The organism is Anianabacter salinae, from assembly GCF_019061145.1.
GTDB lineage: Bacteria > Pseudomonadota > Alphaproteobacteria > Rhodobacterales > Rhodobacteraceae > Anianibacter > Anianibacter salinarum.
Genome location: NZ_JAHQZS010000002.1, coordinates 314,136 through 336,013 on the forward strand (window position 1 = coordinate 314,136; position 21,878 = coordinate 336,013).

Consider the following 21,878-nt stretch of genomic DNA (forward strand, 5'->3'; position numbering starts at 1 on the left):
AACTGCGATGACCGACGGCAGCGACATTCCCGCGATGATGCAGGACATCGGCGCCCGCGCCCGCGCCGCCGCAGCCGACCTTGCCTTCGCTCCTGCAGAGGCCAAGCGCCGCGCGCTCGAGGCCGCCGCCGATGCTGTCTGGAAGGACCGCGCGCGGATCATCGAGGCGAACGCGCGCGACATGGCCTTTGCCCGCGAAAAGGGCCTGTCGGGCGCCATGCTCGACCGGCTGATGCTGGACGAGGCGCGGATTGAGGACATGGCGGCAGGCCTGCGTGCTGTCGCGGCCCAGGACGATCCCGTGGGGCAGGTCATCGCGGAATGGACGCAGCCCACGGGCCTGCATTTTCGCCGCGTCCGCACGCCGCTTGGCGTTGTCGGCGTGATCTATGAAAGCCGCCCGAACGTGACCGCCGATGCCGGTGCGCTGTGCCTCAAGGCGGGCAATGCCGTGATCCTGCGCGGCGGGTCGGAAAGCTTTCATTCGTCGGGGGCGATCCACGATTGCCTTGTGAAGGGGCTCAAGGCGGCGGGCCTGCCGCTGGATGCGATCCAGCGCGTGCCGACCCGCGACCGCGCCGCCGTCAGCGCGATGCTGACCATGACCGACCATATCGACGTGATCGTGCCGCGCGGCGGCAAGGGCCTCGTCGGCCTTGTGCAGCGCGAGGCGCGGGTGCCGGTGTTTGCCCATCTCGAAGGCATCGTGCATATCTACATCGACAAGGCGGCCGATCCGCAAAAGACGCTGGATGTCGTGCTGAACGCCAAGACCCGCCGCACCGGCGTTTGCGGCGCTGCCGAATGCCTGCTGATACACCGCGACGTGGCGGACACTCTGGGCCGCGATCTGATCGACCTGCTGGTCAAGGCTGGCGTTCGGGTGCATGCCGATGCCGCGCTGCATGACGAAGGGCGCACGCTGGCTGCGACGGATGACGATTGGGGCCACGAATACCTCGACATGGACATCGCGGCCAAGGTCGTCGGCGACATCGACGAGGCCATCGCGCACATCCGCCGCTTCGGGTCGAACCACACCGATTGCATCCTGACCGAGGACGCGGGCGCAGTGGCGCGGTTCTTCGAAAGGCTCGACAGCGCGATCCTGATGCACAACGCCTCGACCCAGTTCGCGGACGGGGGCGAGTTCGGCATGGGCGCCGAGATCGGCATTGCCACCGGCAAGATGCACGCGCGCGGGCCGGTGGGGGCCGAGCAACTGACCAGCTTCAAGTATCTTGTCGTCGGAGACGGCACGCTGCGCGCCTGAGCCGTCAGAACCGCAAGTCGATCGCGGAGGGTGCAAGCGAGACCTGAAGCGGACGTGCAAGCGCGCGCGCGGCGAGGGGGGCCAGCGCGAACTGAACGTCGTTTGCCGTCAGCGCGCCGGGCAGGTCTTGCTCCCCGTACAGATGCGCCCAATGCGCGGGGTCGGCGCGCAGACGCTCTCCCTCCGCCGCCAGATGCCAGCCTGTGCCGCCACGCGTGACGCGAAGATGCCCGCCTAGCGCAAGCGGAGCCTCGACGCACAGAAGCAACAGGAACGCGAGACGCAGCTCGGCGCGCGGCACGGCGTCCGTGACCTGCCAGTCGATCACCATGCGCCCGCCGCCATGAAGCACCTGCAGGATATCCCCCGCCTCGTGCCCCGACACCGGCGCGCCCGAAGCGCCGCCAAAGGCGATGCGCAGGAACCGCAGCCGCGCCGAAGCGCCCGCCGCGCTGTCCGAAATGAGACGGGCCTCTGGCCCGTCTGCGCCGCCGGTCATCGCCAAAAGCTCGATCCCGTTGGCGATGGCGCCGACGGGCGAGCTGAGGTCATGGCAGATCCGCGCGCCGATCAGCGCGCAAAGGTCCAGAGCGCCGCGATCATCGCCCTTGGCATTCATGCCGCGCGCCCGTTACGCTTGCCCATCATGTCTGACCTGAATTCCCTTCTTGAACCCGGAATGTTCGTGCGCAACCCGGCGCGTCCCGATTGGGGCATCGGACAGGTGCAATCGAACATCGGCGGCAAGGTGACCGTGAATTTCCAGAACGAGGGCAAGCTGGTCATCGATGGTCGCAAGGTCGAGCTCATGCCGGTCTATGATATGTGATCCGTGCCTCTCAGCATGGCCGTGAACGGTAAACACAGCCTTAACGTGTGTCGAGCCACCTGTTGCAAACGCGGCCTGCCGCCAGTAGACGAACCCGACCTTTCAACGACAGGACGCCCCAGCGCCGATGATCGCCGCAGAGCCTGACTTCGAGTTGCGCCTTGCCGCCGACGAAGCCGACCTGCGCGCGGCGCAGCGTCTTCGCTATACGGTCTTTGTCGAGGAACTGGGCGGCAGCGGCCCGCTGGTGGATCACGACGCGCGGCTGGAACGCGACGCGCTCGATCCGCATTTCGACCATCTTCTGTTGATCGACAAAGGACGCACCGGCGCGCCCGTCGTGGGCGTCTACCGTCTGTGCCGCAGCGATCAGGCCGCCACCATCGGCCGGTTCTATTCGGAAACCGAGTATGACCTTGCGCCGCTGCGCGCCTCGGGTCGCCCCCTGCTGGAGCTTGGCCGGTCCTGCCTGCATCCCGACTACCGCGGCGGCACCGCGATGTATCACCTGTGGAACGGGCTGGCTGCCTATGTGAAGGACCACGGCATCGAGGTGCTGTTCGGCGTCGCCTCGTTCCACGGCACCGACATCGCCGCGCTGGCCGAGCCGTTGTCCTACCTGCACCACCGCTATCTCGCGCCACCCGACATGCGGGTAAGGGCGCAGCCCGCGCAGTTCCAGAGCATGGACCTGCTGCCGCTGGACAGCATCGACCGGGTGCGCGCGATGCGCGCGACGCCTGCGCTTATCAAGGGATACCTCAGGCTTGGCGGGTTCGTGGGCGAGGGGGCGTTCATCGACCACGCCTTCAACACCACCGACATCTGCCTTGTGATGGACACGGCCCGCCTGAACCCGCGCCAGTCGGCTATCTATGCGCGGGGCGCCGCGTGACCACCTGGCACTCCGACACGGCCCCGCCCGAGCCTCGCGTTCCGGTCGCCGGAAAGCTGCGCGCGATTGTTCGCGGGACGGTGCTGGGCGCGGTGATCTTCGGTCTGTTCGCGGTGCAGATGCTGCTGCGTCTGATCGAGCGGCCGCTGTTCGGGCTGCACCGCCCCTGGACGCCGTGGATCACCGTCGCGGCCGCCCGCGCCGCCTTTGCGGTGCTGGGGATCAAGCACAGCATCACCGGGCGGATGATGACCGAGCCGGGCGCTCTGGTCGCCAATCACTGCGGCTGGCTGGACATCTTTTCACTGAACGCCGCCGGGCCGCTTTACTTCGTGTCGAAATCCGAAGTGGCGGGCTGGCCCGGCATCGGACTTCTGGCGCGCGGGGTTGGCACCGTGTTCATCACCCGCGATCCGCGCCACTCCGGCCACCAGCGGCAGGTGTTCGAGGATCGGCTCAAGGCCGGGCACAAGCTGTTGTTCTTTCCCGAAGGCACCTCGACCGATGGCCGCCGGGTGCTGGATTTCAAATCGACGCTGTTCGCCGCCTTCTTCGCGGACGATCTGCGCGAGCTTCTTTCGGTGCAGCCGGTCAGCGTGATCTACCACCCGCCAGAAGGCGCCGATCCGCGATTTTACGGCTGGTGGGGCGACATGAGTTTCGGCGCGCACCTGGTCAAGACGCTGGCCGCGCGGCGGCAGGGCTCAGTCGAGATCGTGTTTCACGACCCCCTCAAGGTCGCCGAGGCGCAGGACCGCAAGGCGCTGGCGCGGGCCTGCGAGCTGGCCGTGCGCGGCGGGGTCGAGGATCGGCTGCCCCTGGGCGCCGAAGCCTCAGCCCATCGCCGCGACAAGGCGCTTTAGCGTCGCAATCGGGTCCTCGGCGCTCCAGACTTCGTCGCGGAACGCGAACCAGTCTGTGACCGGGGCCAGATCGGCGATCAGCGCCTCTGTCAGCGCGCCTTCGGCGACGACGGGCAGTTCGATGATCTCGGACCACCACTCGAACACCTCACGCTCGACGCGGGTGCCGTCGCCCAGCACCGTCTCGCCCACGGGGCCGAACGAGACGTAGTCCGCGCCGATCTCGACCGCCGTCATCCCGTCATGGCGCGAGGTGCCGCAATATGTCCCGACGATCGCATCGGCGCCGAGATCGGCGCGCACCTTGCGAATCGAGCGCGCCCCATCGTTGAGGTGCACCCCGTCGAGGCCAAGGCGCTCGACCATCGCGACATGCGCCTCGATCACGATTGCGACGTCGCGGTCGTGGGCGATCCCGCGCAGCGCATCAGCCACCCGCGCCACATGATCCGCGTCGCTGGAGCCGAGGGTGAGGCGCACGCAGGCGACCTCGACCGCGTCCAGCACGGCGGCAAGACGGTCCGGGAACTGCTGCGCATCGGCATCGGGTGGCGTGACAAGGTAGATCTGAGGGCGATCGGCGGCGTCGGCCATGTGCGGGCTCCTGTTCCTGGACCCGCGCTATACCTGCTTGTTCATTTGGGGGGAAGTGTCGCGACAAAGCCCGTCGCCATCTTCAGAAGGGCGGCGCGCGTGTCATCGTCGGCTGCCGCGTCCTCGGCCGCCCAGACAAAGCCGGTCATGCGGCGCCCACCCATCTCGACCTGGTCGACCCCGTCCAGCGCCGTCGCGGCGGGCATGTTCGCGGCGCCGACGCGGAACATCGCGTGGCCCGACATCGCGCCGCACAGCATGTGCCCCTCCAGCATGAAGCACAGACCGCCGAACATTTTCTGCTCGCGGACATCGCGCCCCTCGAGATCGCCGCGCAGCGTCTCGGCCAGCCCCTCGTCATAGGCCATCGCCCGCCCTCCTTGCCCTTGCGCCGGGTGCAGCCTATCACCGCGCCGGATAAACGGGAACGCGCCATGACCTCTTTGCCGACACAGCCTGCCTTCGTCCTTGTCCGCCCGCAGATGGGCGAGAACATCGGCGGCGCCGCGCGGGCGATGTGGAATTTCGGCCTCGACCGGATGCGCGTCGTCGCCCCGCGCGACGGCTGGCCGAACCCCAAGGCGGCGGCAATGGCCAGCGGGGCCGGGCGGCTTCTGGACAATGCGGGGCTGTTTGACGATACGGCGCAGGCGGTGGCGGAATGCACCCATGTCTACGCCACGACCGCGCGCCAGCGCGGCATGACCAAGCCCGTGCTGACCCCCGAAGAGGCGATGCGCGACGCCGCCCTGCGGATCGCAGGCGGCGAACGGGTCGCGGTGCTGTTCGGGCCCGAGCGCACGGGGCTCGAGACCGAGGACATCACGCTGGCGAACACGATCATCTCGGTGCCGGTGAACCCGGACTTCCCGTCGCTCAACCTTGCGCAATGCGTGCTGCTGACCGCCTATGAGTGGCGCCAGCAGGTCACGGATACCCCCGCCCGCCGCACCGAGATGGCGGGGTCCGACTGGGCCACGCAAGGCGAGATCGACGCGCTTGCCCGCCATGTCGAGGAGCGGATGGAGGTTGCCGGCTTCTTCTATCCCGAAGACAAGGCCGCCAGCATGAAGCGCAACCTGCGCAACCTTTGGTCCCGGATGCCGCTCACGCGCCCTGATGTGCAGATCCTGCACGGGGTGCTGCGTCAAATGGTGCGCTGGAAGGAACGCGGCGACTGACTTGAAGGGCCGGGGGGCGGGGCCTACTGTCCCCCTCGCACAAGCGAAAGGGCAGGGCGTGGCCGAGAAACGATCCATCTTCGAGGAAGTCGACGCGAACAAGGCCGATGCCCCGCAAACGCGCGCGACCGGCGTGATCGACGCCAAGGCCCGCGGCGCTCGCGGCGCCATCCGGGTCTGGCTGATGGTCCTGTTCGCGCTGGTCGTCCTGATGATCGCGGTGGGCGGGCTGACCCGGCTGACCGATTCCGGCCTGTCGATTACAGAATGGCGTCCCGTGACCGGCGCGCTGCCGCCGATGTCCGACGCGGCATGGGAGGCAGAGCTGGAGAAATACCGCGCCATTCCCGAATACCAGTTGCAGAACCGAGGCATGTCGCTGGCCGAGTTCAAGGTGATCTACTGGTGGGAATGGGGCCACCGCCAGCTTGGCCGCATCATCGGCCTTGTCTGGGCGGCGGGGTTCTTCTTCTTCCTGGCGACCCGGCGCATTCCATTGGGCTGGACGCCGCGCCTGTTGGGCCTTGGGGCACTTGGCGGCCTGCAGGGCGCGATCGGCTGGTGGATGGTGTCCTCGGGCCTGACGGGCACGATGCTTGACGTGGCCAGCTACCGGCTGGCCACACATCTTGGCCTGGCCTTCGTGATACTTGGTCTCATTGCCGCGTATGTCTTCCAGCTTGGCCGGACCGAGCGTGACCTGATGCAGGCCCGCCGGGCGCACGAGCCGCGCCTGAAGGGCCACGCCACCGGCCTGATGCATTTCGCCTTCCTGCAAATCTTGCTGGGCGCGCTGGTCGCCGGGATCGACGCAGGGCGCAACTATACCGACTGGCCGCTGATGGCGGGGGGCCTTTTGCCGCCCGGCCCGCTGGCGCTGGAGCCGGTGTGGCGCAACTTCTTCGAGAACGACGGCCTTGTTCAGTTCATGCACCGCATCGCCGGATATCTGCTCTTTGCCTTTGGTATCGTGACGTGGTTCCGCTCGCGCCGGTCGTCCTATACCCGCACCAGGCGCGCCTTTGATCTGGTGCTCGGGATGCTGGTCCTGCAGATGCTGCTTGGCATCGTCACCGTGATGTATTCCGCGCCGCTTCAGCTTGCGATCCTGCACCAGTTCGGCGCGGTCTTGCTGTGGGTCCTCATCATCCGTGGCCGCCACCTTGCCCAATTCCCCCTGTCCCAATCCGTGAGAGACGCCTGATGATGTCCGCCTATGACGATCTGACCGCCTTCCAGCGCGAAACCGAAGCCCTTGGCGCCGTCGCGGGCCGTCTGGGATGGGACCAGGAAACCATGATGCCGCGCGGCGCGGCCCAGCAGCGCGGCGAGGAGATGGCGGCGATGGAGGGCGTGCTGCACGCCCGCCGCACCGATCCGCGCCTTGGCGACTGGCTGGCCGCGATCGACGATTCCGCGCTGGACGCGGCGGGGCAGGCAGTGATGCGCCACATGCGCCGCGACTATCTGCGCAATACCAAGGTGCCTGCGCGGCTGGCGTCCGAGATCGCGCGCGTCACGTCCGTTGCGCAAGGCGTCTGGGCCGAAGCGCGCGCCGCCGAGGATTTCGCCGCCTTCGCGCCGACGCTGGAAAAGGTGATCGCCCTGCGCCAGCAAGAGGCTGCCGCCATCGCCGACGGCGGCGATGCCTATGACGCGCTTCTGCAGGACTACGAGCCGGGGGCATCCGCGGCCTTCCTCGAAGACCTGTTCGGTGCAATGCGCCCGCGCCTTGTGGCCTTGCGCGAAAAAGTGCTGGGCGCCGCCCGCCAGCCCGCCGCGCTAAGTCGCGATTTTCCCGCCGATCAGCAGATGGCGCTCGCCGCCGAGATCGCGGGCGCCTTCGGCTACGACTTCAACAGGGGCCGCATCGACAAGGCGGTGCACCCGTTCTCGTCGGGCGGCGGCGCCGATGCGCGCATCACCACCCGCACCGCGCCCCGCGATCCGTTCAACTGCATCTATTCGACCATCCACGAGGTCGGCCATGCCAGCTATGAACAGGGGATCGACCCGTCCTACTGGCTGACCCCGCTGGGGCGCGGCGTGTCGATGGGCGTGCACGAAAGCCAAAGCCGGATCTACGAGAACCAGCTTGGCCGCTCACGCGCCTTCACCTCCTACCTCTATGGCCGCATGACCGACCGCTTCGGCGACATCGGCATCGACGGCCCCGAAGCATTCTACGCCACCGTGAACCGCGTCCATTCAGGCTACATCCGCACCGAGGCGGACGAGGTGCATTACAACCTGCACATCCTGATGCGCTTCGATCTGGAGCGGAAGCTGATCTCGGGCGATCTGCCGGTCGCCGACCTGCCGGAGGCGTGGAACACCCGCTTCGAGGCCGATTTCGGCGTTGCGGTCGACAAGCCCTCGAACGGCTGCCTTCAAGACGTGCACTGGTCGGTGGGCCTGTTCGGCTATTTCCCGACCTACACGCTGGGCAACGTCTATGCCGGCTGCCTGCACGAGGCGCTGCGCAAGGCGGTCCCTGACCTCGACGCGCAACTCGCCGCCGGGGACACCAGCATGGCGACCGCCTGGCTGCGCGAGCACCTGCAACAGCACGGCGGCCTGCACGAGCCCCGCGCCACCATCGCCCATGCCGCCGGAAACCAGCCGACCGAAGGCCCGCTGCTCGATTACCTCGACGCCAAGTTCGGCGATCTCTACGGGGTGTAGCGCCTATTCCAGCGGCTTGATCTTCAGCCGCGACAGGCGGTTCTCCTTCTTGGCGACCACCTCGAACCGGAAGCCGTGGAACAAGAACACCTGTCCCTGCGCCGGGATCATCTGGGCCTCGTGGATCACGAGGCCCGCGATGGTGTTCGCCTCCTCGTCGGGCAGCAGCCAGTCCATCGCGCGGTTGAGATCGCGGATGGTCATCGCGCCGTCCACCAGGAACGAGCCGTCATCGGCCTTGCGTACCGGATGCTCGCCCTCGGCGTCGAATTCGTCGGTGATCTCGCCGACGATCTCTTCCAGGATGTCCTCAAGCGTGATCAACCCCTGCAGTGCGCCGTATTCGTCCACCACCAGCGCGAAATGCGTGTGGCGGCGCAGGAACTGCCGCATCTGGTCATCCAGCGTCGTCGTCTCGGGCACGAAATAGGGCTTCATCGCCACATCAAGGATGTCGAAGCCGTCAAGCGGGTCCGCGCCGTCGCCAGGATCACTCATTCGCGCATACATCGCGCGCAAGAGGTCCTTGGCGTGGATCACCCCGACGATGTTCTCCTTCTCGGAACGGAACACCGGCAGGCGGGTATGCGCCGAGGCAAGGCACTGCTCCAGCACCTCGCGGGGCGGCAGCGAGGCGTCGATCATCTCGATGCCGGAGCGATGCAGCATGATCTCCTCGACCGTGCGGTCGCCAAGATCCAGCGCGCCAAGCAGGCGGTCGCGGTCTTCCTTTTCTACCGCACCCTCGGAATGGCCCAGTGTGATCGCGCCGACGATCTCGTCGCGCACCGCCAGGATCTGGCTGTCGGGATCGGCGCGCACGCCGAACACCCGCAGCATCCCGCGCACCAGCAGACGCACGGCGCTGACCACCGGCGAGAACACCAGCACGATGACCCGGATCGGGCGCGCCACGCGGGCGGCGGCGACCTCGGCGTTGGTGATGGCATAGGTCTTTGGCAGCACCTCGGCAAAGATCAGCACCAGCAGCGTCATAATCAGCGTGGCCAGCGCCACGCCGCTTTCGCCGAACAGCCGGGTGAACAGCGCCGTGGCAAGCGACGTCGCCAGGATGTTGACCATGTTGTTGCCAAGCAGGACCGAGCCGATCAGCCGCTCGTTGTCCTCGGTGATCTCGAGCGCCTGCGCCGCGCCCTTCGATCCCTTGTCGGCCTGGCTGCGCAGCTTGCCGCGCGAGGCCGCCGTCAGCGCCGTCTCGGAGCCGGAAAAGAACGCCGATAGCACCAGCAGTCCAAGGATCGCCGCGGCGCTGATCCAGAAGGCGCTGTCGAGATGTAGGGTCAGGTCGTCCATTGGCTCGCAACTGTCATGATCCGGGCGGACTTAGGGGCACCGCCCCCCCATCGTCAAGCGCGCGCCCGCTTTCATCTTTGGTCTTCAAATACCTCCAGGGGGGTCTGGGGGGACAGCGTCCCCCCAGCCTTACCCCTTGGCGAGCGGGTGGTGGTCCAGAACCAGTTGCCGAAGCCGGGCTTCCAGCACATGGGTATAGATCTCGGTCGTGGCCACGTCGGCGTGGCCCAGCAGCGTCTGGATCGAGCGCAGGTCGGCGCCGTTCTCCAGAAGATGCGTCGCGAAGGCGTGGCGCAGGGTGTGCGGCGTCACCTTGGCGGGGCTGACCCCGGCGGCGGCGGCAAGCTCCTTGATCAGCATGTAGAAGCGGTGCCGCGTCAGATGCCCGTCTTTCGACGGAGAGGGGAACAGGAAGCCTGAGGCGCGGTGCCCGTCAGTGGCGCGCGCCGCTTCGGCAGCATCGCGCGCGGCAAGCCAGCCGGTCACAGCCTCGCGGGCCGCTTCCGACAGGGGCACCATGCGCTCCTTGCCGCCCTTGCCGCGCACCAGAAGCATCCGAGGATCGCCCCGCGCTGCCGACACCGGCAGCGACACCAGTTCCGTGACCCGCATGCCCGTCGCGTAAAGCAGCTCCATCAGGCAGGCGTTGCGCAGGCGGTCGGCCTCACCGCGCCCGTGGCCGTGCGCCGCCGCGATCAGGCGGTCGACCTCGTCGATGGACAGCGTCTTGGGCAGGCGCTTGTCGCGGCCCGGTCCCTTGATCTGGATCGCCGGGTTGTCGGCGCGCAGGCCTTCCTCAAAGGCGAAGCGGTAGAGCTGCTTGATCGATGACAGCCGCCGCGCCCGTGTCGCGCGGGCCAGCCCGTGCGCATCACAGTGCACCAGATACGCTTCGATCTCGTCCCGCGTCGCGGCCTCAAGGCCCGATCCCCGCACCGCCAGCCAGTCCTCAAAGTCTTTCAGATCACGCGCATAGGCAAGCTGGGTGTTGTGCGCCGCGTCCAGTTCCGCCGCCTGCGCCTCGATGAAGCCCTGTATCCAGCGGCGGCTCATCCCCGCTGGTCCAGAATCAGCGTCTGAAGCGCCGCGCGGCGGGCGGTGTCGTGCAGTCCGATGGCGCGAAAGAACGCGACCGCGTCCGTCAGATCGCGCAGATCGCCGGCGGCGCCGCGCTCGAAATGCCCGATCGCCGACAGGATCGCGGCGCCAAGGCCGGAGGTTTCGATTTCGCGTCCGTAGCGCTCGGGGATACCGCGCGCGCGAAACCCGTCCAGCAAGGCGCGGGCCTGGGCGTCGCTGCCCTCGACCCCGTCCGCGCGCCCGGTGGCGATGGCGACGGCAAGGGGGCCCGCCTCGGCCGCTGTGGCCTGCGCTGCGCTTTCATAGGCGGGCCCAAGAAGCCGCAGGTGCACCGCCAGCCGCGCGGCGTCCCCTTCGAGGTCCACGGTGGCCAGCCGGTCGGCGTAAAGATCGGCCAGCGCGACGGCCAGCCCGGCGCCTTGCATTTCCGACCAGACAGAGGGCAGGGCGGCGGCCACGGCATCCGCCCCGCCCGATGCCAGCGCGGCATCGAAGGCCTGCACCGCCGCGACCCTGTCCCACAGGCCGCCCGACGCGGCGGGGCTGCGCTCGGTGTAGAGGCCGAGCAAAAGGTTCGGCTCCAGCGCGCCCGACCGCACCAGCCGCTCTGCCGCCTCGATCTTCTGGCGCCAGCCGGTCTGGTCGGACAGGTCGGCGCGGGCAAAGGCGAGGGGCATGTTGCCGGTTGGCAATGTCTCTCCGATGGCTTCGAACAGGCGCAATTCCAGCGGCGTCGGCTGCCGCGGCGGTGCAAGCGACGCGCCGTTCTCGGCCGCCTCGGGGTCGAGGAAGCGGTGCAGAAGGTCGCCCTCGGCCGGGTCGATCACGCCGATGGCCTCGCCTGTGCCCAGCGTCAGCGCGGCGGTGTCCCAATCGCCCGCCCGCGCAAGGCAGAACACCCGCGCCGGAAAGCTGGGCGCAAGATCGGGCGAGGCGGCAAGGCGCTCGCACGCCTCGGTTTCGGTGCCGGTCAGAAGGGCCGCGTCGAAATACCGGCGAAAGATCGGCGGAGTGGTCCGTCCCGCCCGGTCGACGAGCGCCTTGACGTCATCGACCGCGCCGTAGCGCAGCAGGGTATCGAGACGTGCCAGAAACAGTGTATCTGCGGGATCGCCGCCCAAAGGCGGATCGACCTCGGCCAGGAGCAGCGTGAACGCCAGGTCGCGCAAGCCCGGGGTCAGCCCCTGGGGCAAGGCGGCGAAGGCAGCGGCGATGTCGGCAGGCTTGCCCTTGCCCCACAGATCGCGCGGCAGCCCGGTAACGGACACCGGCAAAAGACCCACGGCCACGGGGGCGGCATTTTCGATGGTCGAAACGGTGATGCCTGGGGGCGACGCGCCGTCGCTGGTGGGCGGCTGGGGCCGCGGCGCGGCCACCGCAGGCTCGGCCATGCTGTTCGACAGCCAGTCGATGATCGACAGCGGACCCTCTTGCGCCCCTGCCGGAAGGACGCCGAACATCAGAACTGCGGCTGCTGCCCTAGTCCGCATTCAGGATCACCGGAGTGGTGACATCGGACTGGTCCGGTGACAGGTCGCCCAGATAGGCATACCCGACCAGCCCGATCCCGCCGAACAGAAGGGCGATCAGGATCAATCGAAAGAGCCACCGAAACATGCCTGTCTGACCTCCGCTCGGGTTTCCGGCCACGGCCGGTTTTACCTTGCGTTTATATATGGCATTTCAGGCTACAACAGGCCATTGAGACGGGCGATTTATTTTGCGCGAGGGCCCGCCGGTTGGGCTGGAAACTGAAGAAAACGGTTGTGCTTGTTGGAATGATGGGGTCGGGCAAGACCGCCGTCGGCACAGCCCTTGCGCGAATGCTTGGCGTGCATTTCCTTGATTCCGACGCCGAAATCGAAGCGGCAGCCAATCGGACCGTCGCCGAGATATTCGCTCGCGACGGCGAGGATTTCTTTCGCGGCAAGGAATCGCAGGTGATCGCGCGTCTGCTCGAAGGTACACCGGGCGTGTTGTCCACCGGCGGCGGCGCCTGGCTTGCGCCCGGCAACCGCGACCGCATCAAGGCCGAGGGCGTGGCGGTCTGGCTGCGGGCCGATCTTGACCTGCTCTGGCAACGGGTCCGGCACAAGACGACCCGGCCGCTGCTGCGCACGCCCGATCCGCGCCGGACGCTTGCCGATCTCGACCGGGTGCGCAGGCCCGTCTATGCGCTGGCCGACCTGATCGTCGACGCGGACCCGGGCTATTCCATCGACGACATGGCGCGCCGCGTGCTCGCCGCCCTGCAGACAAGACCCGACGTGCTGGAGACGCCGAGATGAGCATCGAGACGGTTCACGTTCCCCTTGGCGCGCGCGCCTATGATGTCCGCATCGGCCCGGGGCTTCTGGCGCGGGCCGGAGAGGAAATCGCGCCGCTGCTGGACCGGCCCCGCGTGGCGGTGCTGACGGACGAGACCGTGGCTGCCTTGCATCTGGGCGCGCTGACGGACGGGTTGGCGGCGCGCGGCATCGAGGCGGTGTCGCTGGCGCTGCCGCCGGGCGAGGCGACCAAGGGCTGGCCGCAGTTCAGCCGCGCCGTTGAATGGCTGCTGGCCGAGAAGATCGAGCGGCGCGATGTGGTCATCGCCCTGGGCGGCGGCGTGATCGGCGATCTGGGCGGTTTTGCCGCCGCCGTCCTGCGGCGCGGTGTGCGCTTTGTTCAGGTGCCGACCTCGCTTCTGGCGCAGGTGGACAGTTCCGTCGGCGGCAAGACCGGGATCAACGCGCCGCAGGGCAAGAACCTGATCGGCGCATTTCACCAACCCTCGCTGGTGCTCGCCGACACCGACGTCCTGCACACCCTGCCGCGCCGCGACTTTCTGGCGGGCTATGGCGAGGTGGTGAAATACGGCCTGCTGGGGGATGCCGCGTTCTTCGACTGGCTCGAGGCGCATGGATCAGCGCTGCGCGACGGCGACGAGACGGCGCGGCGGCATGCCGTGCGCCGGTCCGTCGAGATGAAGGCCGAGATCGTGGCCCGCGACGAGACCGAGCAGGGCGACCGCGCGCTTCTGAACCTTGGCCATACCTTCTGCCACGCGCTCGAGGCCGCGACGGGATATTCCGACCGCCTGCTGCACGGCGAAGGCGTCGCCATCGGCTGTGCGCTGGCCTTCGAGACCTCGGCGCGGCTGGGGCTCTGTGCGCAGGAAACCCCAAGCCGGGTGCGCGCGCATCTGCGCGACATGGGAATGAAGACCGACCTTGCCGACATTCCGGGCGATCTGCCGGATGCAGAGGGACTGCTGGCGCTGATGGCGCAGGACAAGAAGGTGGTCGGCGGCAAGCTGCGCTACATTCTTGCGCGCGGGATCGGCGCGGCATTCGTTGCCAGCGACGTGCCTGCGGACACGGTGCGCGCCGTGCTGAAGGACGCGCTGGCCGTCCGCTAGGGCGCTGTCACCAGCCGGGAGCAGACCCGCGTGGCCGCCGCCATGTCCTGCAGGGATATCCATTCGAGCGGGCCGTGAATGTCCTGCATCCCGGTGAAGATGTTCGGGCAGGGCACGCCAAGCTCGGTCAGCCGCGATCCGTCCGTGCCGCCGCGAATGGGCACGGACACCGGCGTCAGTCCCTCGGCGCGGACCGCTTCGCGCGCCAGATCAACGGGCGTCATGTCGTTCTCCAGCCAATAGCGCATGTTGCGATACTGCTTGCGGATGTCGCAGGTGACGCGGGTGCCGGGATGCGCCGCCTCGGTCTCGGCGCAGAGCGCGCGCAGGCGTGCGCCCTTGTCCTCAAGCCCGTCCAGTTCGAAATCGCGCAGGATGAAGCGGACAGTCATCGTCGCCGCGCCGCCTTCCATCCCGTAGCAATGGATGAACCCGTCGCGGCCATCCGTCGTCTCGGGGGTCTGTCCGTCCACGTCGAGCGCCGAGACGATGCGCGCCGCCAGATGCGCGGCGTTCACCAACCGGTCCTTGGCATAGCCCGGATGCGCCGAGACGCCGTGTATCGTCACCGTGGCGGCATCGGCGGAAAAGCTTTCATACTCGATCTCGCCCTTGCGCGCCCCGTCGAGCGTGTAGGCGAAATCGGCGTCCATGTCGGCAGGCAGGCGCGGATCGACACCACGGCCGATTTCCTCGTCCGGGGTAAAGGCCAGCCGGATCTTGCCATGCGCCAGCCCGGGCGTCGTCAGCAGGTATTCCGCCAGCGTCACGATGATCGCGACCCCCGCCTTGTCGTCCGCGCCCAGAAGCGTGGTGCCCGACGCGGTGACGATATCCTCGCCCTCCTTGCCCGCGAGGTAGGGCGCGGCGGTGGCATCAAGGATCAGGTCCGGCGCGTCGGGAAAGGTGATCGCGCTGCCGTCCCATGCCTTGTGCAGGCGCGGCTTGACGCCCGCGGCGTGAAACTGCGGCGCGGTGTCGACATGGGCGCAGAACCCGATGACCGGCTTGCCCTCTGCGGTGGCGGGCACCGTGGCCAGCACCGCGCCATACTCGGTCAAGGTGACATCATGCACGCCGATCCGTTCCAGTTCGGCGACAAGATGGCGCTGCATGTCAAGCTGGATCGCCGTGCTGGGCTGGCTCTCCGACTGCTCGTCGCTCTGGCTGTCGATGGCGCAATAGGCCATCAGCCGCGCGCCAAGCGCATCCTCGAAGGCGGGGAAGGTGGTCACGGGCGCAGTATCCTAGAACGGGATTTCGTCGTCGATGTCCCCTGTAGGCGCCGGGCCGCCATAGCCGCCACGGTCGCCGCCACCGCCACCCGAGGACCCGCCACCATAGCCGCCGCCATCGTAGCCACGGTCATCCTGCTGATAACCGCCGCCGCCGCCACCGCTGCCGCCCGACGCGCCGTCGAGCATGGTCAACTCTCCCTTGTAGGGACGCAGCACCACCTCGGTAGAATAGCGGTCCTGACCGCTCTGGTCCTGCCATTTGCGGGTTTCAAGCTGGCCCTCGATGTACACTTTCGAGCCCTTCTTGAGATACTGCTCGGCGATGCGGGCAAGCGGTTCGGAAAAGATCGCGACCGAATGCCATTCGGTGCGTTCCTTGCGCTCGCCGGTGTTCTTGTCCTTCCAGTTCTCGGACGTGGCGATGCGCAGGTTGCACACCTTGCCGCCGTTCTGGAAGGTCCGCACCTCGGGGTCGCGCCCGAGATTGCCGACGATGATTACCTTGTTCACGGACCCGGCCATTCTGACCTCCTGTCGATATGTCGATTCTGCGTTGTCCCGGAGTCATCACCCGAGATTGGTTAAGGCAACCGTAATCGCCCCCGCTCGCGGCGTCGAGAGGCTGGCCCGCACCGGGCGCGGCATTGGCCTTTGCAGTCGATTGCGCTATAAACCGTTTGGATGAACTTGGGGGACAGACGAGTGATGCGTGCCTGTATCGGCGTGTTCGCGGCGATTGCCTTCGCCGCTTCGGCACCGGCCTTTGCCGAGGGCCTGAACTTTTCCCAGAAGAATCGCACAGCGCTCTTCAAATCGCAGACCAGCGTGCTCGACCGAAGGGCGTCGCAGCAATACGCGGCCAGCGTTCGGCTGCAGCCGACGACCCACAGCATACCGGGCAAGACCGCGCCCTATACCGGCGCCTACAACGGCCCCTATATCGCGCATGCCCGGGCGGCGGCGCGGAAATATGGCGTGCCCGAGGATCTGTTCCTCAAGCTGGTCCATCAGGAATCGCGCTGGAACGATACCGCGGAATCACACAAGGGCGCCTATGGCCTTGCCCAGCTGATGCCCGCGACCGCCTCGATCCTTGGCGTCGACCATACCGATCCGATGCAGAACCTCGACGGCGGCGCGCGCTATCTCAAGATGCAATACGACCGCTTCGGCTCGTGGCGGCTGGCGCTGGCGGCCTACAACGCCGGACCAGAGGCGGTCGAGCGTCATGGTGACATCCCGCCCTACAAGGAAACCCAGAACTACGTGAAGGTGATCTGGGGCAGCTGAGTCGCTCTGTCCTGGAGGCTCCTGCTCCCTGGCATTTCTGCCGATCCCGTGCATGCATCGGCGGAATTCGGCCCAGCCGCGCCGGGCCTCTGGGGAACAAACTGTGACCCGCCGGTCTTTACCTCCCGATCCCCGCTCCGGACTTGCCGTGCACTGTGCACATCGGGCCGGACGCGCAGACAGGAGTAGACCCCATGCTCAAGACCAGCATTCTCGCCCTTGGCCTCTCGCTTGCCGCGCTGCCGGTGGCCGCGCAGCCCATGCTTGCCGTGAACGACATCGAAGTGACCGCTGATTTTTCGGCCGTCGATGACACAAACGTCCTGCAGCGCTGGCCGAACCTCGAAGCCGATCTGCAGCAGGTCGTCGCACAGACGCTGATCGACCGGGCGGCGGACGATGGCTATGACATCCGCATCACGCTGAACGAGGTCAGCCTCGACGGTGCGGTGACGCTTGGCGACGACGGCGCGTTCAACACCATGAGCGGCGATGCCGCGATCTACGATGGCAACGAAGAAATCCTCGGCAATGCGGTCATCGCGCTGCGGGCCGAACTCGGGTCGCTGACCGTGCCCCCGGGCACGCTGATCGCGCTGCCGTCCGACACCGCGTTCTACAACGCGATGCTCCTGGGCTTCGCCGAACAGGTTGATGCCGAGATCGATCAGGTGTCACTGCGCACGCCGACCGCGGATGCGAAAAGCGGCGGTGTGTCGAACTGACCGCATCAAACGTAGTCTCCACAGGACAGGGCCCGTGCATCGCGCGGGCCCTTTTTCTGCGCGGTGCTATTCCGCGGCGAGCGTGATTACCGGCTCCATCCCCGCCATCTGATCGTCGGTCAGGTGGCACTTGATCTGATGCCCCGGCGCGGTGGTCTTGATCGGCGGCATCACCGTCTCGCACAGGTTCCCCGGCACCTCGGACTTCCAGCGGCAGCGCGTCTGGAACGGGCAGCCTGGCGGCGGGTCCATCGCTGACGGGATCTCGCCCTCAAGCACGATGTGCTTCTTCTTCACCCGCGTGTCCGCGATCGGTACCGCCGACAGCAGCGCCTCGGTGTAGGGGTGGTAGGGCGGCGAGAAGACCTGGTCTGTCGTTCCCAACTCGACCACATGGCCAAGATACATCACCAGCACCCGGTCCGACAGGTAACGCACGATGGACAGATCGTGGCTGATGAACAGCAGCGTCGTCTTCTGCTCGCGCTGCAATTCCATCAACAGGTCCGTGACCGCCGCCTGCACCGACACGTCCAGCGCCGACACCGGCTCGTCCGCGACGACCACCCGCGCGCCCCCTGCAAAGGCCCGCGCGATGCCGACCCGCTGCTTCTGCCCGCCCGACAACTGCCGCGGCATCCGCTCGGCAAAGGCACGCGGCAATTTCACCAGATCCAGCAGCGTCAGCATCCGCTCGCGCCGGTCCGCGTCCGACGTGCCGATGCGGAACACCTCGAGCGCGCGCATGATCTGGCGGCCCACGGTCATCGAGGGGTTCAGCGTGTCGAACGGGTTCTGGAACACCATCTGCACATCGGCGACGGTCTTGGTGTCGCGCTTCTCGATCGCCACATCCCCGAGCGAGCGGTTGTCGAGCGTGATCGTGCCCGAGGTTGCCGTCTCCAGCCCCATCAGTACCTTGGCGAAGGTCGACTTGCCGCAGCCCGATTCGCCGACGATGGCCAGCGTTTCGGATTCGCGCGCCTCGAAGCTGAGGCTCTCGTTGGCCTTCACCACCTTGCGCGCGCCGCGCCCGAACAGCGCATTCGGCGCGACCTCGTAGTATTTCTTCAGATCGTCCATCCGCAGGATCACATCGCCCGGCTCGGTCTTCTGTGTGGCGTCCTTGCCCAGCGGGATCATCGACCAGTCGATCTCCTCATGGCGCAGGCAGCGCGTGCGGTGCCGCTCGTCGCCCTCGACAAGATCCATCGGAATCTCGCCCGCATCGCAGCGCCCGGCCTCGAAATATTCGCAGCGCGGGCCAAAGTTGCAGCCCGGCGGGCGTTCATGGGGCAGGGGGAAATTGCCGGGGATGGCGATCAGCGGCTTGGCGTTCTTGTCTGCCCCCGGCAGCGGGATCGAGCGGAACAGCGCCTGCGTATAGGGATGGCGCATCTTGTCGAACACGTCCTCGATGCTGCCCGTTTCCACCGCTTCGCCGGAATACATCACGCACAGCCGGTCACAGGTCTCAAGCACCAGCCCAAGGTTGTGGCTGATGAACAGCATCGAGGTGCCGTATTTCGTGCCCAGATCCTTGACCAGATCGACTACCGCGGCCTCGACGGTCACATCGAGCGCCGTCGTCGGCTCGTCCAGGATCAGCAGTGAAGGCTTTGACATCAGCGCCATGGCGATGACGATGCGCTGCTGCTGACCACCCGACAGCTGGTGCGGATAGGCCCGCAGGATGCGCTCGGGGTCCGGCAGCTTCACGTCGCCCACCACCTCCAGCGCGCGCCTGCGCGCCTCGGCCTCCGATACACCTTCGTGGATCATCGGCACTTCCATCAACTGCTGGCCGACCCGCATGGCGGGGTTCAGCGACGCCATTGGCTCCTGGTAGATCATCGCGATCTCGGACCCGCGGATCTTGCGCAACTCGGCCGGGGACATCGCGTTCAGGTCACGCCCCTTGAACTTGATCGAGCCGCCCACGATACGCCCGTTCACGCCAAGGTCCTGCATAACCCCCAGCGCGACCGTCGACTTGCCGCAGCCCGATTCGCCCACCAGCCCCATCGCCTCGCCCGGAAACACCCGGCACGAGAAATCCATCACCGCCGGGATCTCGCGCAGCCGCGTGAAGAACGAGATCGACAGGTTCTCGATCTCCAGGATCGGACCTTCATATCCGGTGTCTTTCATTCCCGCGCCTTTCCCATCTTTGGTCTTCAAATACCTCCGGGGGGTCCGGGGGGCAGAGCCCCCCGGCCTTGGCCCCCCGCCGCGCGCCCCGTCAGTCGCGCAGCGATTCCTCGCGCAGCCCGTCCGCGAGCAGATTCAGTCCCAGCACCATCGACAGAAGCGCGAAGGACGGCACCAGCGCGGGATGCAGGTAGATCGTGAGCAGGCGGCGCCCGTCGTTGATCGTCGTGCCCCAGTCCGGGCTTTCGGGCGGCAGGCCGAGCCCGAAAAAGCCCAAGGTGCCCAGCAGGATCGTGGTGTAGCCGACGCGCAGGCAGAAATCGACGATCAGCGGCCCGCGCGCGTTCGGCAGGATCTCCCACAGCATGATGTACCACGGGCCCTCGCCGCGGGTCTGGGCGGCGGCGACGTAATCGCGCGTCTTGATGTCGAGCGCGAGGCCCCGGACGATGCGGAACACAGTCGGCGAATTCACGAACACCACCGACACGAACACCACCAGGACGCCGCCCGGGATGCTGATCGCGTCCAGCGAGGCGGGCAGCACCGCGATGGGGGTGAAGGGCTCTGACACCAGCGACAGGTAAAGGTATCCCGCCACCACGACGATGCCCACGATCACCGGCACGTTGATCCGCGCCTGCGTGCGGTAGCGCGCGTTCACCAGCACCACCAGGAACACGATGGGGAACAGGAACATCACCGCCGCCATGTATTGCGGAATGCCGGTCTCGACGATCTCGGGCGTGACCAGCAGGTAGAACAGAAGGATCACCGGGAAGGCGAGGATCAGGTTGGCGAGGAACGACAGCACCGTGTCCAGCCGCCCGCCGTAATAGCCCGCAGGCAGTCCCAGGGTGATCCCGACCATAAAGGCGAACAACGTCGCCAGCGGCGCGATCTGAACCACGATCCAGGCGCCCGCCACCATCCGGCTGAACACGTCGCGCCCCAGGTTGTCGCCGCCAAAGAGATACCAGCCGAAGCGCGCATCGCCGTCCGGCAGCGGCGAGCCCGGCACGTCGTTCTTCATCTGCGCGATCTGTGCCAGCGGATCGTGCGTCATGATCAACCCGCCCAGCAGCGCGGTGAAGATCCAGAACATCACCAGCGCAAAGCCGATCATGCCGATGGGGCTGTCGAACAGCTTGCCGTAAAGGCCGGTCCGGCGCCTCGTGGACAGCGACACGGCGAACAGCAGGGCAAGCGCCAGCCAGACCGGCCAGAAGCGTGCCAGCACGGTGGGAATGATCTCGGCCCAGGTCAGGGTTTCCATGGTGGTCCTTCCTCAGGCGATGCGGATGCGCGGGTTGAGATAGACATAGCCGATGTCCGAGATCAGCTGCGTCACCAGCACCACGAAGACAGACACCACCGACACGCCCAGAAGAAGCTCGATGTCGTTGTTGCCTGCCGCCTGCACCAGCGTCCAGCCAAAGCCCTTGTAGTTGAACAGCGTCTCGACGATCACCACGCCGTTCAGAAGCCACGGGAACTGCAGCATGATCACCGTGAACGGCGCGATCAGCGCGTTGCGCAGCGCATGCTTCATCACGATGTTCGGAAAGCTCACGCCCTTCAGCCGCGCGGTGCGGATATATTGCGCCGTCATCACCTCGGCCATCGAGGCGCGGGTCATCCGGGCGATATAGCCGATCCCGTAAAGCGCGATGGTCAGCACCGGCAGGAAGAAGTTGTCGAAATTGGCCGATTCCATCGCGCTGGTCGCGGTGCCCTTGAACCATTTCAGCCCCACCGCGGATGAGGCGAAGACCGCGATCAGGATCACGCCAGAGACGTATTCGGGGGTCGCCGTGCTGAGGATCGACACCGACGACAGCGAACGGTCCAGCTTGGACCCCTCGCGCATGCCCGACAGCACGCCGATGATCAGCGCGGCGGGCACCATCAGGACCATCACCCAGAACATCAGCTTGCCGGTCAGCGCCAGCCGCGTGGTGACGATGTTCCAGACGGAATCGCGAAACACGGTGGAATAGCCCCAGTCCGCCTGCAGCACCCCGCAGAAGCGCGGCGCATTGGTGGCCTCGACCCCTTCGCCGATGCAGCTTCCGACCGCACGGCCCGCGCTGTCCTCGCCGACGAACCCGGGCACCACGCCCAGCCAGCGGCCATATTTGATCAGCACCGGGTCGGAATAGCCGCGCCGGTCCAGCCAGCTTTCGACTTGCTCGTCCGTCATGCGGACGTTGCCTTGGGTCTTGGCGAGCTTTTCGAGATTTGGCTCGAGGTTGGTCAGCACGAAAACGACGAACGTCAGGCACAAAGCCGTCAGCAGCATCACGCCGATCCGGCGCAGGATGAACATGGCCATGGGCAAGGGTCTCCTAAGGGGCGGA

General features: G+C 67.0%; 23 protein-coding genes. 11 read left to right on the top strand and 12 right to left on the bottom strand.

Annotated features, from left to right (window positions below):
* Positions 1 to 7: 7 nt before the first annotated feature.
* Positions 8 to 1,273: a glutamate-5-semialdehyde dehydrogenase gene (locus tag KTJ87_RS06125; RefSeq protein WP_267138745.1), complete on the top strand. Its 1,266-nt coding sequence runs from the start codon at positions 8 to 10 to the stop codon at positions 1,271 to 1,273.
* Positions 1,274 to 1,277: 4 nt separating this feature from the next.
* Here KTJ87_RS06125 and KTJ87_RS06130 read toward each other — a convergent pair whose 3' ends face one another.
* Positions 1,278 to 1,892: a histidine phosphotransferase family protein gene (locus KTJ87_RS06130; RefSeq protein ID WP_267138217.1), complete on the bottom strand. Its 615-nt coding sequence runs from the start codon at positions 1,890 to 1,892 to the stop codon at positions 1,278 to 1,280.
* 27 nt (positions 1,893 to 1,919) lie between these two features.
* Between KTJ87_RS06130 and KTJ87_RS06135 the strand changes: the two genes are divergently transcribed.
* The 3 genes from KTJ87_RS06135 to KTJ87_RS06145 all read left to right on the top strand — a co-directional run bounded on the left by KTJ87_RS06135 (position 1,920) and on the right by KTJ87_RS06145 (position 3,860).
* Positions 1,920 to 2,102, top strand: coding sequence for a DUF3553 domain-containing protein (locus KTJ87_RS06135; protein WP_267138218.1), 183 nt, complete (start codon positions 1,920 to 1,922; stop codon positions 2,100 to 2,102).
* A gap of 127 nt (positions 2,103 to 2,229) precedes the next feature.
* Entirely contained in the window at positions 2,230 to 2,997 is a 768-nt protein-coding gene (locus KTJ87_RS06140) for a GNAT family N-acetyltransferase (RefSeq protein WP_267138219.1), read from the top strand.
* The gene (locus KTJ87_RS06145; protein WP_267138220.1) at positions 2,994 to 3,860 is read left to right on the top strand and encodes a lysophospholipid acyltransferase family protein; all 867 of its coding nucleotides are present in this window, start codon (positions 2,994 to 2,996) and stop codon (positions 3,858 to 3,860) included. Before KTJ87_RS06140 ends, KTJ87_RS06145 begins: the two co-directional genes overlap by 4 nt.
* On the opposite strand, the gene KTJ87_RS06150 is transcribed toward KTJ87_RS06145, so the two are convergent.
* Positions 3,831 to 4,454, bottom strand: coding sequence for a thiamine phosphate synthase (locus KTJ87_RS06150; RefSeq protein ID WP_267138221.1), 624 nt, complete (start codon positions 4,452 to 4,454; stop codon positions 3,831 to 3,833). The two genes, KTJ87_RS06145 and KTJ87_RS06150, sit on opposite strands and share 30 nt — an antisense overlap.
* A gap of 41 nt (positions 4,455 to 4,495) precedes the next feature.
* A complete protein-coding gene (locus KTJ87_RS06155) occupies positions 4,496 to 4,822 on the bottom strand; it encodes a TfoX/Sxy family protein (RefSeq protein ID WP_267138222.1) in 327 nt (108 codons plus the stop codon).
* A 66-nt stretch (positions 4,823 to 4,888) separates the two neighbouring features.
* Between KTJ87_RS06155 and KTJ87_RS06160 the strand changes: the two genes are divergently transcribed.
* Genes KTJ87_RS06160 through KTJ87_RS06170 form a run of 3 tightly spaced genes read left to right on the top strand, consistent with a single transcriptional unit; the run spans position 4,889 to position 8,320 of the window.
* Positions 4,889 to 5,635 carry an RNA methyltransferase gene (locus tag KTJ87_RS06160; protein ID WP_267138223.1) on the top strand — a complete coding sequence of 249 codons (747 nt, stop codon included), beginning with the start codon at positions 4,889 to 4,891 and terminating at the stop codon, positions 5,633 to 5,635.
* Positions 5,636 to 5,693: 58 nt separating this feature from the next.
* On the top strand, positions 5,694 to 6,839 hold the full coding sequence (gene ctaA / locus KTJ87_RS06165) for a heme A synthase (RefSeq protein WP_267138224.1): 1,146 nt from the start codon (positions 5,694 to 5,696) through the stop codon (positions 6,837 to 6,839).
* A gap of 2 nt (positions 6,840 to 6,841) precedes the next feature.
* Positions 6,842 to 8,320: a carboxypeptidase M32 gene (locus KTJ87_RS06170; RefSeq protein WP_267138746.1), complete on the top strand. Its 1,479-nt coding sequence runs from the start codon at positions 6,842 to 6,844 to the stop codon at positions 8,318 to 8,320.
* Positions 8,321 to 8,323: 3 nt separating this feature from the next.
* Here the strand turns inward: KTJ87_RS06170 and KTJ87_RS06175 are convergent, their stop codons facing one another.
* The 4 genes from KTJ87_RS06175 to KTJ87_RS06190 form a co-directional block, all read right to left on the bottom strand.
* Complete coding sequence (locus tag KTJ87_RS06175; protein WP_267138225.1) at positions 8,324 to 9,634, bottom strand: HlyC/CorC family transporter; 1,311 nt, start codon at positions 9,632 to 9,634, stop codon at positions 8,324 to 8,326.
* Between the two features lie 129 nt (positions 9,635 to 9,763).
* Positions 9,764 to 10,687 (bottom strand): site-specific tyrosine recombinase XerD, encoded by a 924-nt coding sequence (locus KTJ87_RS06180; RefSeq protein ID WP_267138226.1) that lies wholly within the window; start codon positions 10,685 to 10,687, stop codon positions 9,764 to 9,766.
* Complete coding sequence (locus KTJ87_RS06185) at positions 10,684 to 12,174, bottom strand: hypothetical protein (RefSeq protein ID WP_267138227.1); 1,491 nt, start codon at positions 12,172 to 12,174, stop codon at positions 10,684 to 10,686. Before KTJ87_RS06185 ends, KTJ87_RS06180 begins: the two co-directional genes overlap by 4 nt.
* A gap of 19 nt (positions 12,175 to 12,193) precedes the next feature.
* Positions 12,194 to 12,331, bottom strand: a complete 138-nt coding sequence (locus tag KTJ87_RS06190; protein ID WP_267138228.1) for a hypothetical protein — start codon at positions 12,329 to 12,331, stop codon at positions 12,194 to 12,196.
* Between the two features lie 122 nt (positions 12,332 to 12,453).
* Here KTJ87_RS06190 and KTJ87_RS06195 point away from each other — a divergent pair, with 122 nt between their 5' ends.
* Positions 12,454 to 13,002, top strand: coding sequence for a shikimate kinase (locus KTJ87_RS06195; RefSeq protein ID WP_267138229.1), 549 nt, complete (start codon positions 12,454 to 12,456; stop codon positions 13,000 to 13,002).
* Positions 12,999 to 14,114, top strand: a complete 1,116-nt coding sequence (gene aroB, locus KTJ87_RS06200) for a 3-dehydroquinate synthase (RefSeq protein WP_267138230.1) — start codon at positions 12,999 to 13,001, stop codon at positions 14,112 to 14,114. Before KTJ87_RS06195 ends, aroB begins: the two co-directional genes overlap by 4 nt.
* On the opposite strand, the gene pepT is transcribed toward aroB, so the two are convergent.
* Together pepT and ssb are read right to left on the bottom strand one after the other, a co-directional pair.
* Positions 14,111 to 15,349: a peptidase T gene (pepT, locus tag KTJ87_RS06205; RefSeq protein ID WP_267138231.1), complete on the bottom strand. Its 1,239-nt coding sequence runs from the start codon at positions 15,347 to 15,349 to the stop codon at positions 14,111 to 14,113. The two genes, aroB and pepT, sit on opposite strands and share 4 nt — an antisense overlap.
* A gap of 12 nt (positions 15,350 to 15,361) precedes the next feature.
* Positions 15,362 to 15,874 (bottom strand): single-stranded DNA-binding protein, encoded by a 513-nt coding sequence (ssb, locus tag KTJ87_RS06210; protein ID WP_267138232.1) that lies wholly within the window; start codon positions 15,872 to 15,874, stop codon positions 15,362 to 15,364.
* 183 nt (positions 15,875 to 16,057) lie between these two features.
* On the opposite strand from ssb, the gene KTJ87_RS06215 reads away from it, so the two are divergent.
* Together KTJ87_RS06215 and KTJ87_RS06220 are read left to right on the top strand one after the other, a co-directional pair.
* On the top strand, positions 16,058 to 16,642 hold the full coding sequence (locus tag KTJ87_RS06215; RefSeq protein WP_267138233.1) for a lytic transglycosylase domain-containing protein: 585 nt from the start codon (positions 16,058 to 16,060) through the stop codon (positions 16,640 to 16,642).
* A gap of 194 nt (positions 16,643 to 16,836) precedes the next feature.
* A complete protein-coding gene (locus KTJ87_RS06220) occupies positions 16,837 to 17,367 on the top strand; it encodes a hypothetical protein (protein WP_267138234.1) in 531 nt (176 codons plus the stop codon).
* A gap of 66 nt (positions 17,368 to 17,433) precedes the next feature.
* Here the strand turns inward: KTJ87_RS06220 and KTJ87_RS06225 are convergent, their stop codons facing one another.
* The 3 genes from KTJ87_RS06225 to KTJ87_RS06235 all read right to left on the bottom strand — a co-directional run bounded on the left by KTJ87_RS06225 (position 17,434) and on the right by KTJ87_RS06235 (position 21,853).
* Positions 17,434 to 19,518, bottom strand: a complete 2,085-nt coding sequence (locus KTJ87_RS06225; protein WP_267138235.1) for a dipeptide ABC transporter ATP-binding protein — start codon at positions 19,516 to 19,518, stop codon at positions 17,434 to 17,436.
* 91 nt (positions 19,519 to 19,609) lie between these two features.
* Entirely contained in the window at positions 19,610 to 20,794 is a 1,185-nt protein-coding gene (locus tag KTJ87_RS06230) for an ABC transporter permease (RefSeq protein ID WP_267138236.1), read from the bottom strand.
* A gap of 12 nt (positions 20,795 to 20,806) precedes the next feature.
* Entirely contained in the window at positions 20,807 to 21,853 is a 1,047-nt protein-coding gene (locus KTJ87_RS06235) for an ABC transporter permease (RefSeq protein WP_267138237.1), read from the bottom strand.
* Between the last annotated feature and the right edge of the window lie 25 nt (positions 21,854 to 21,878).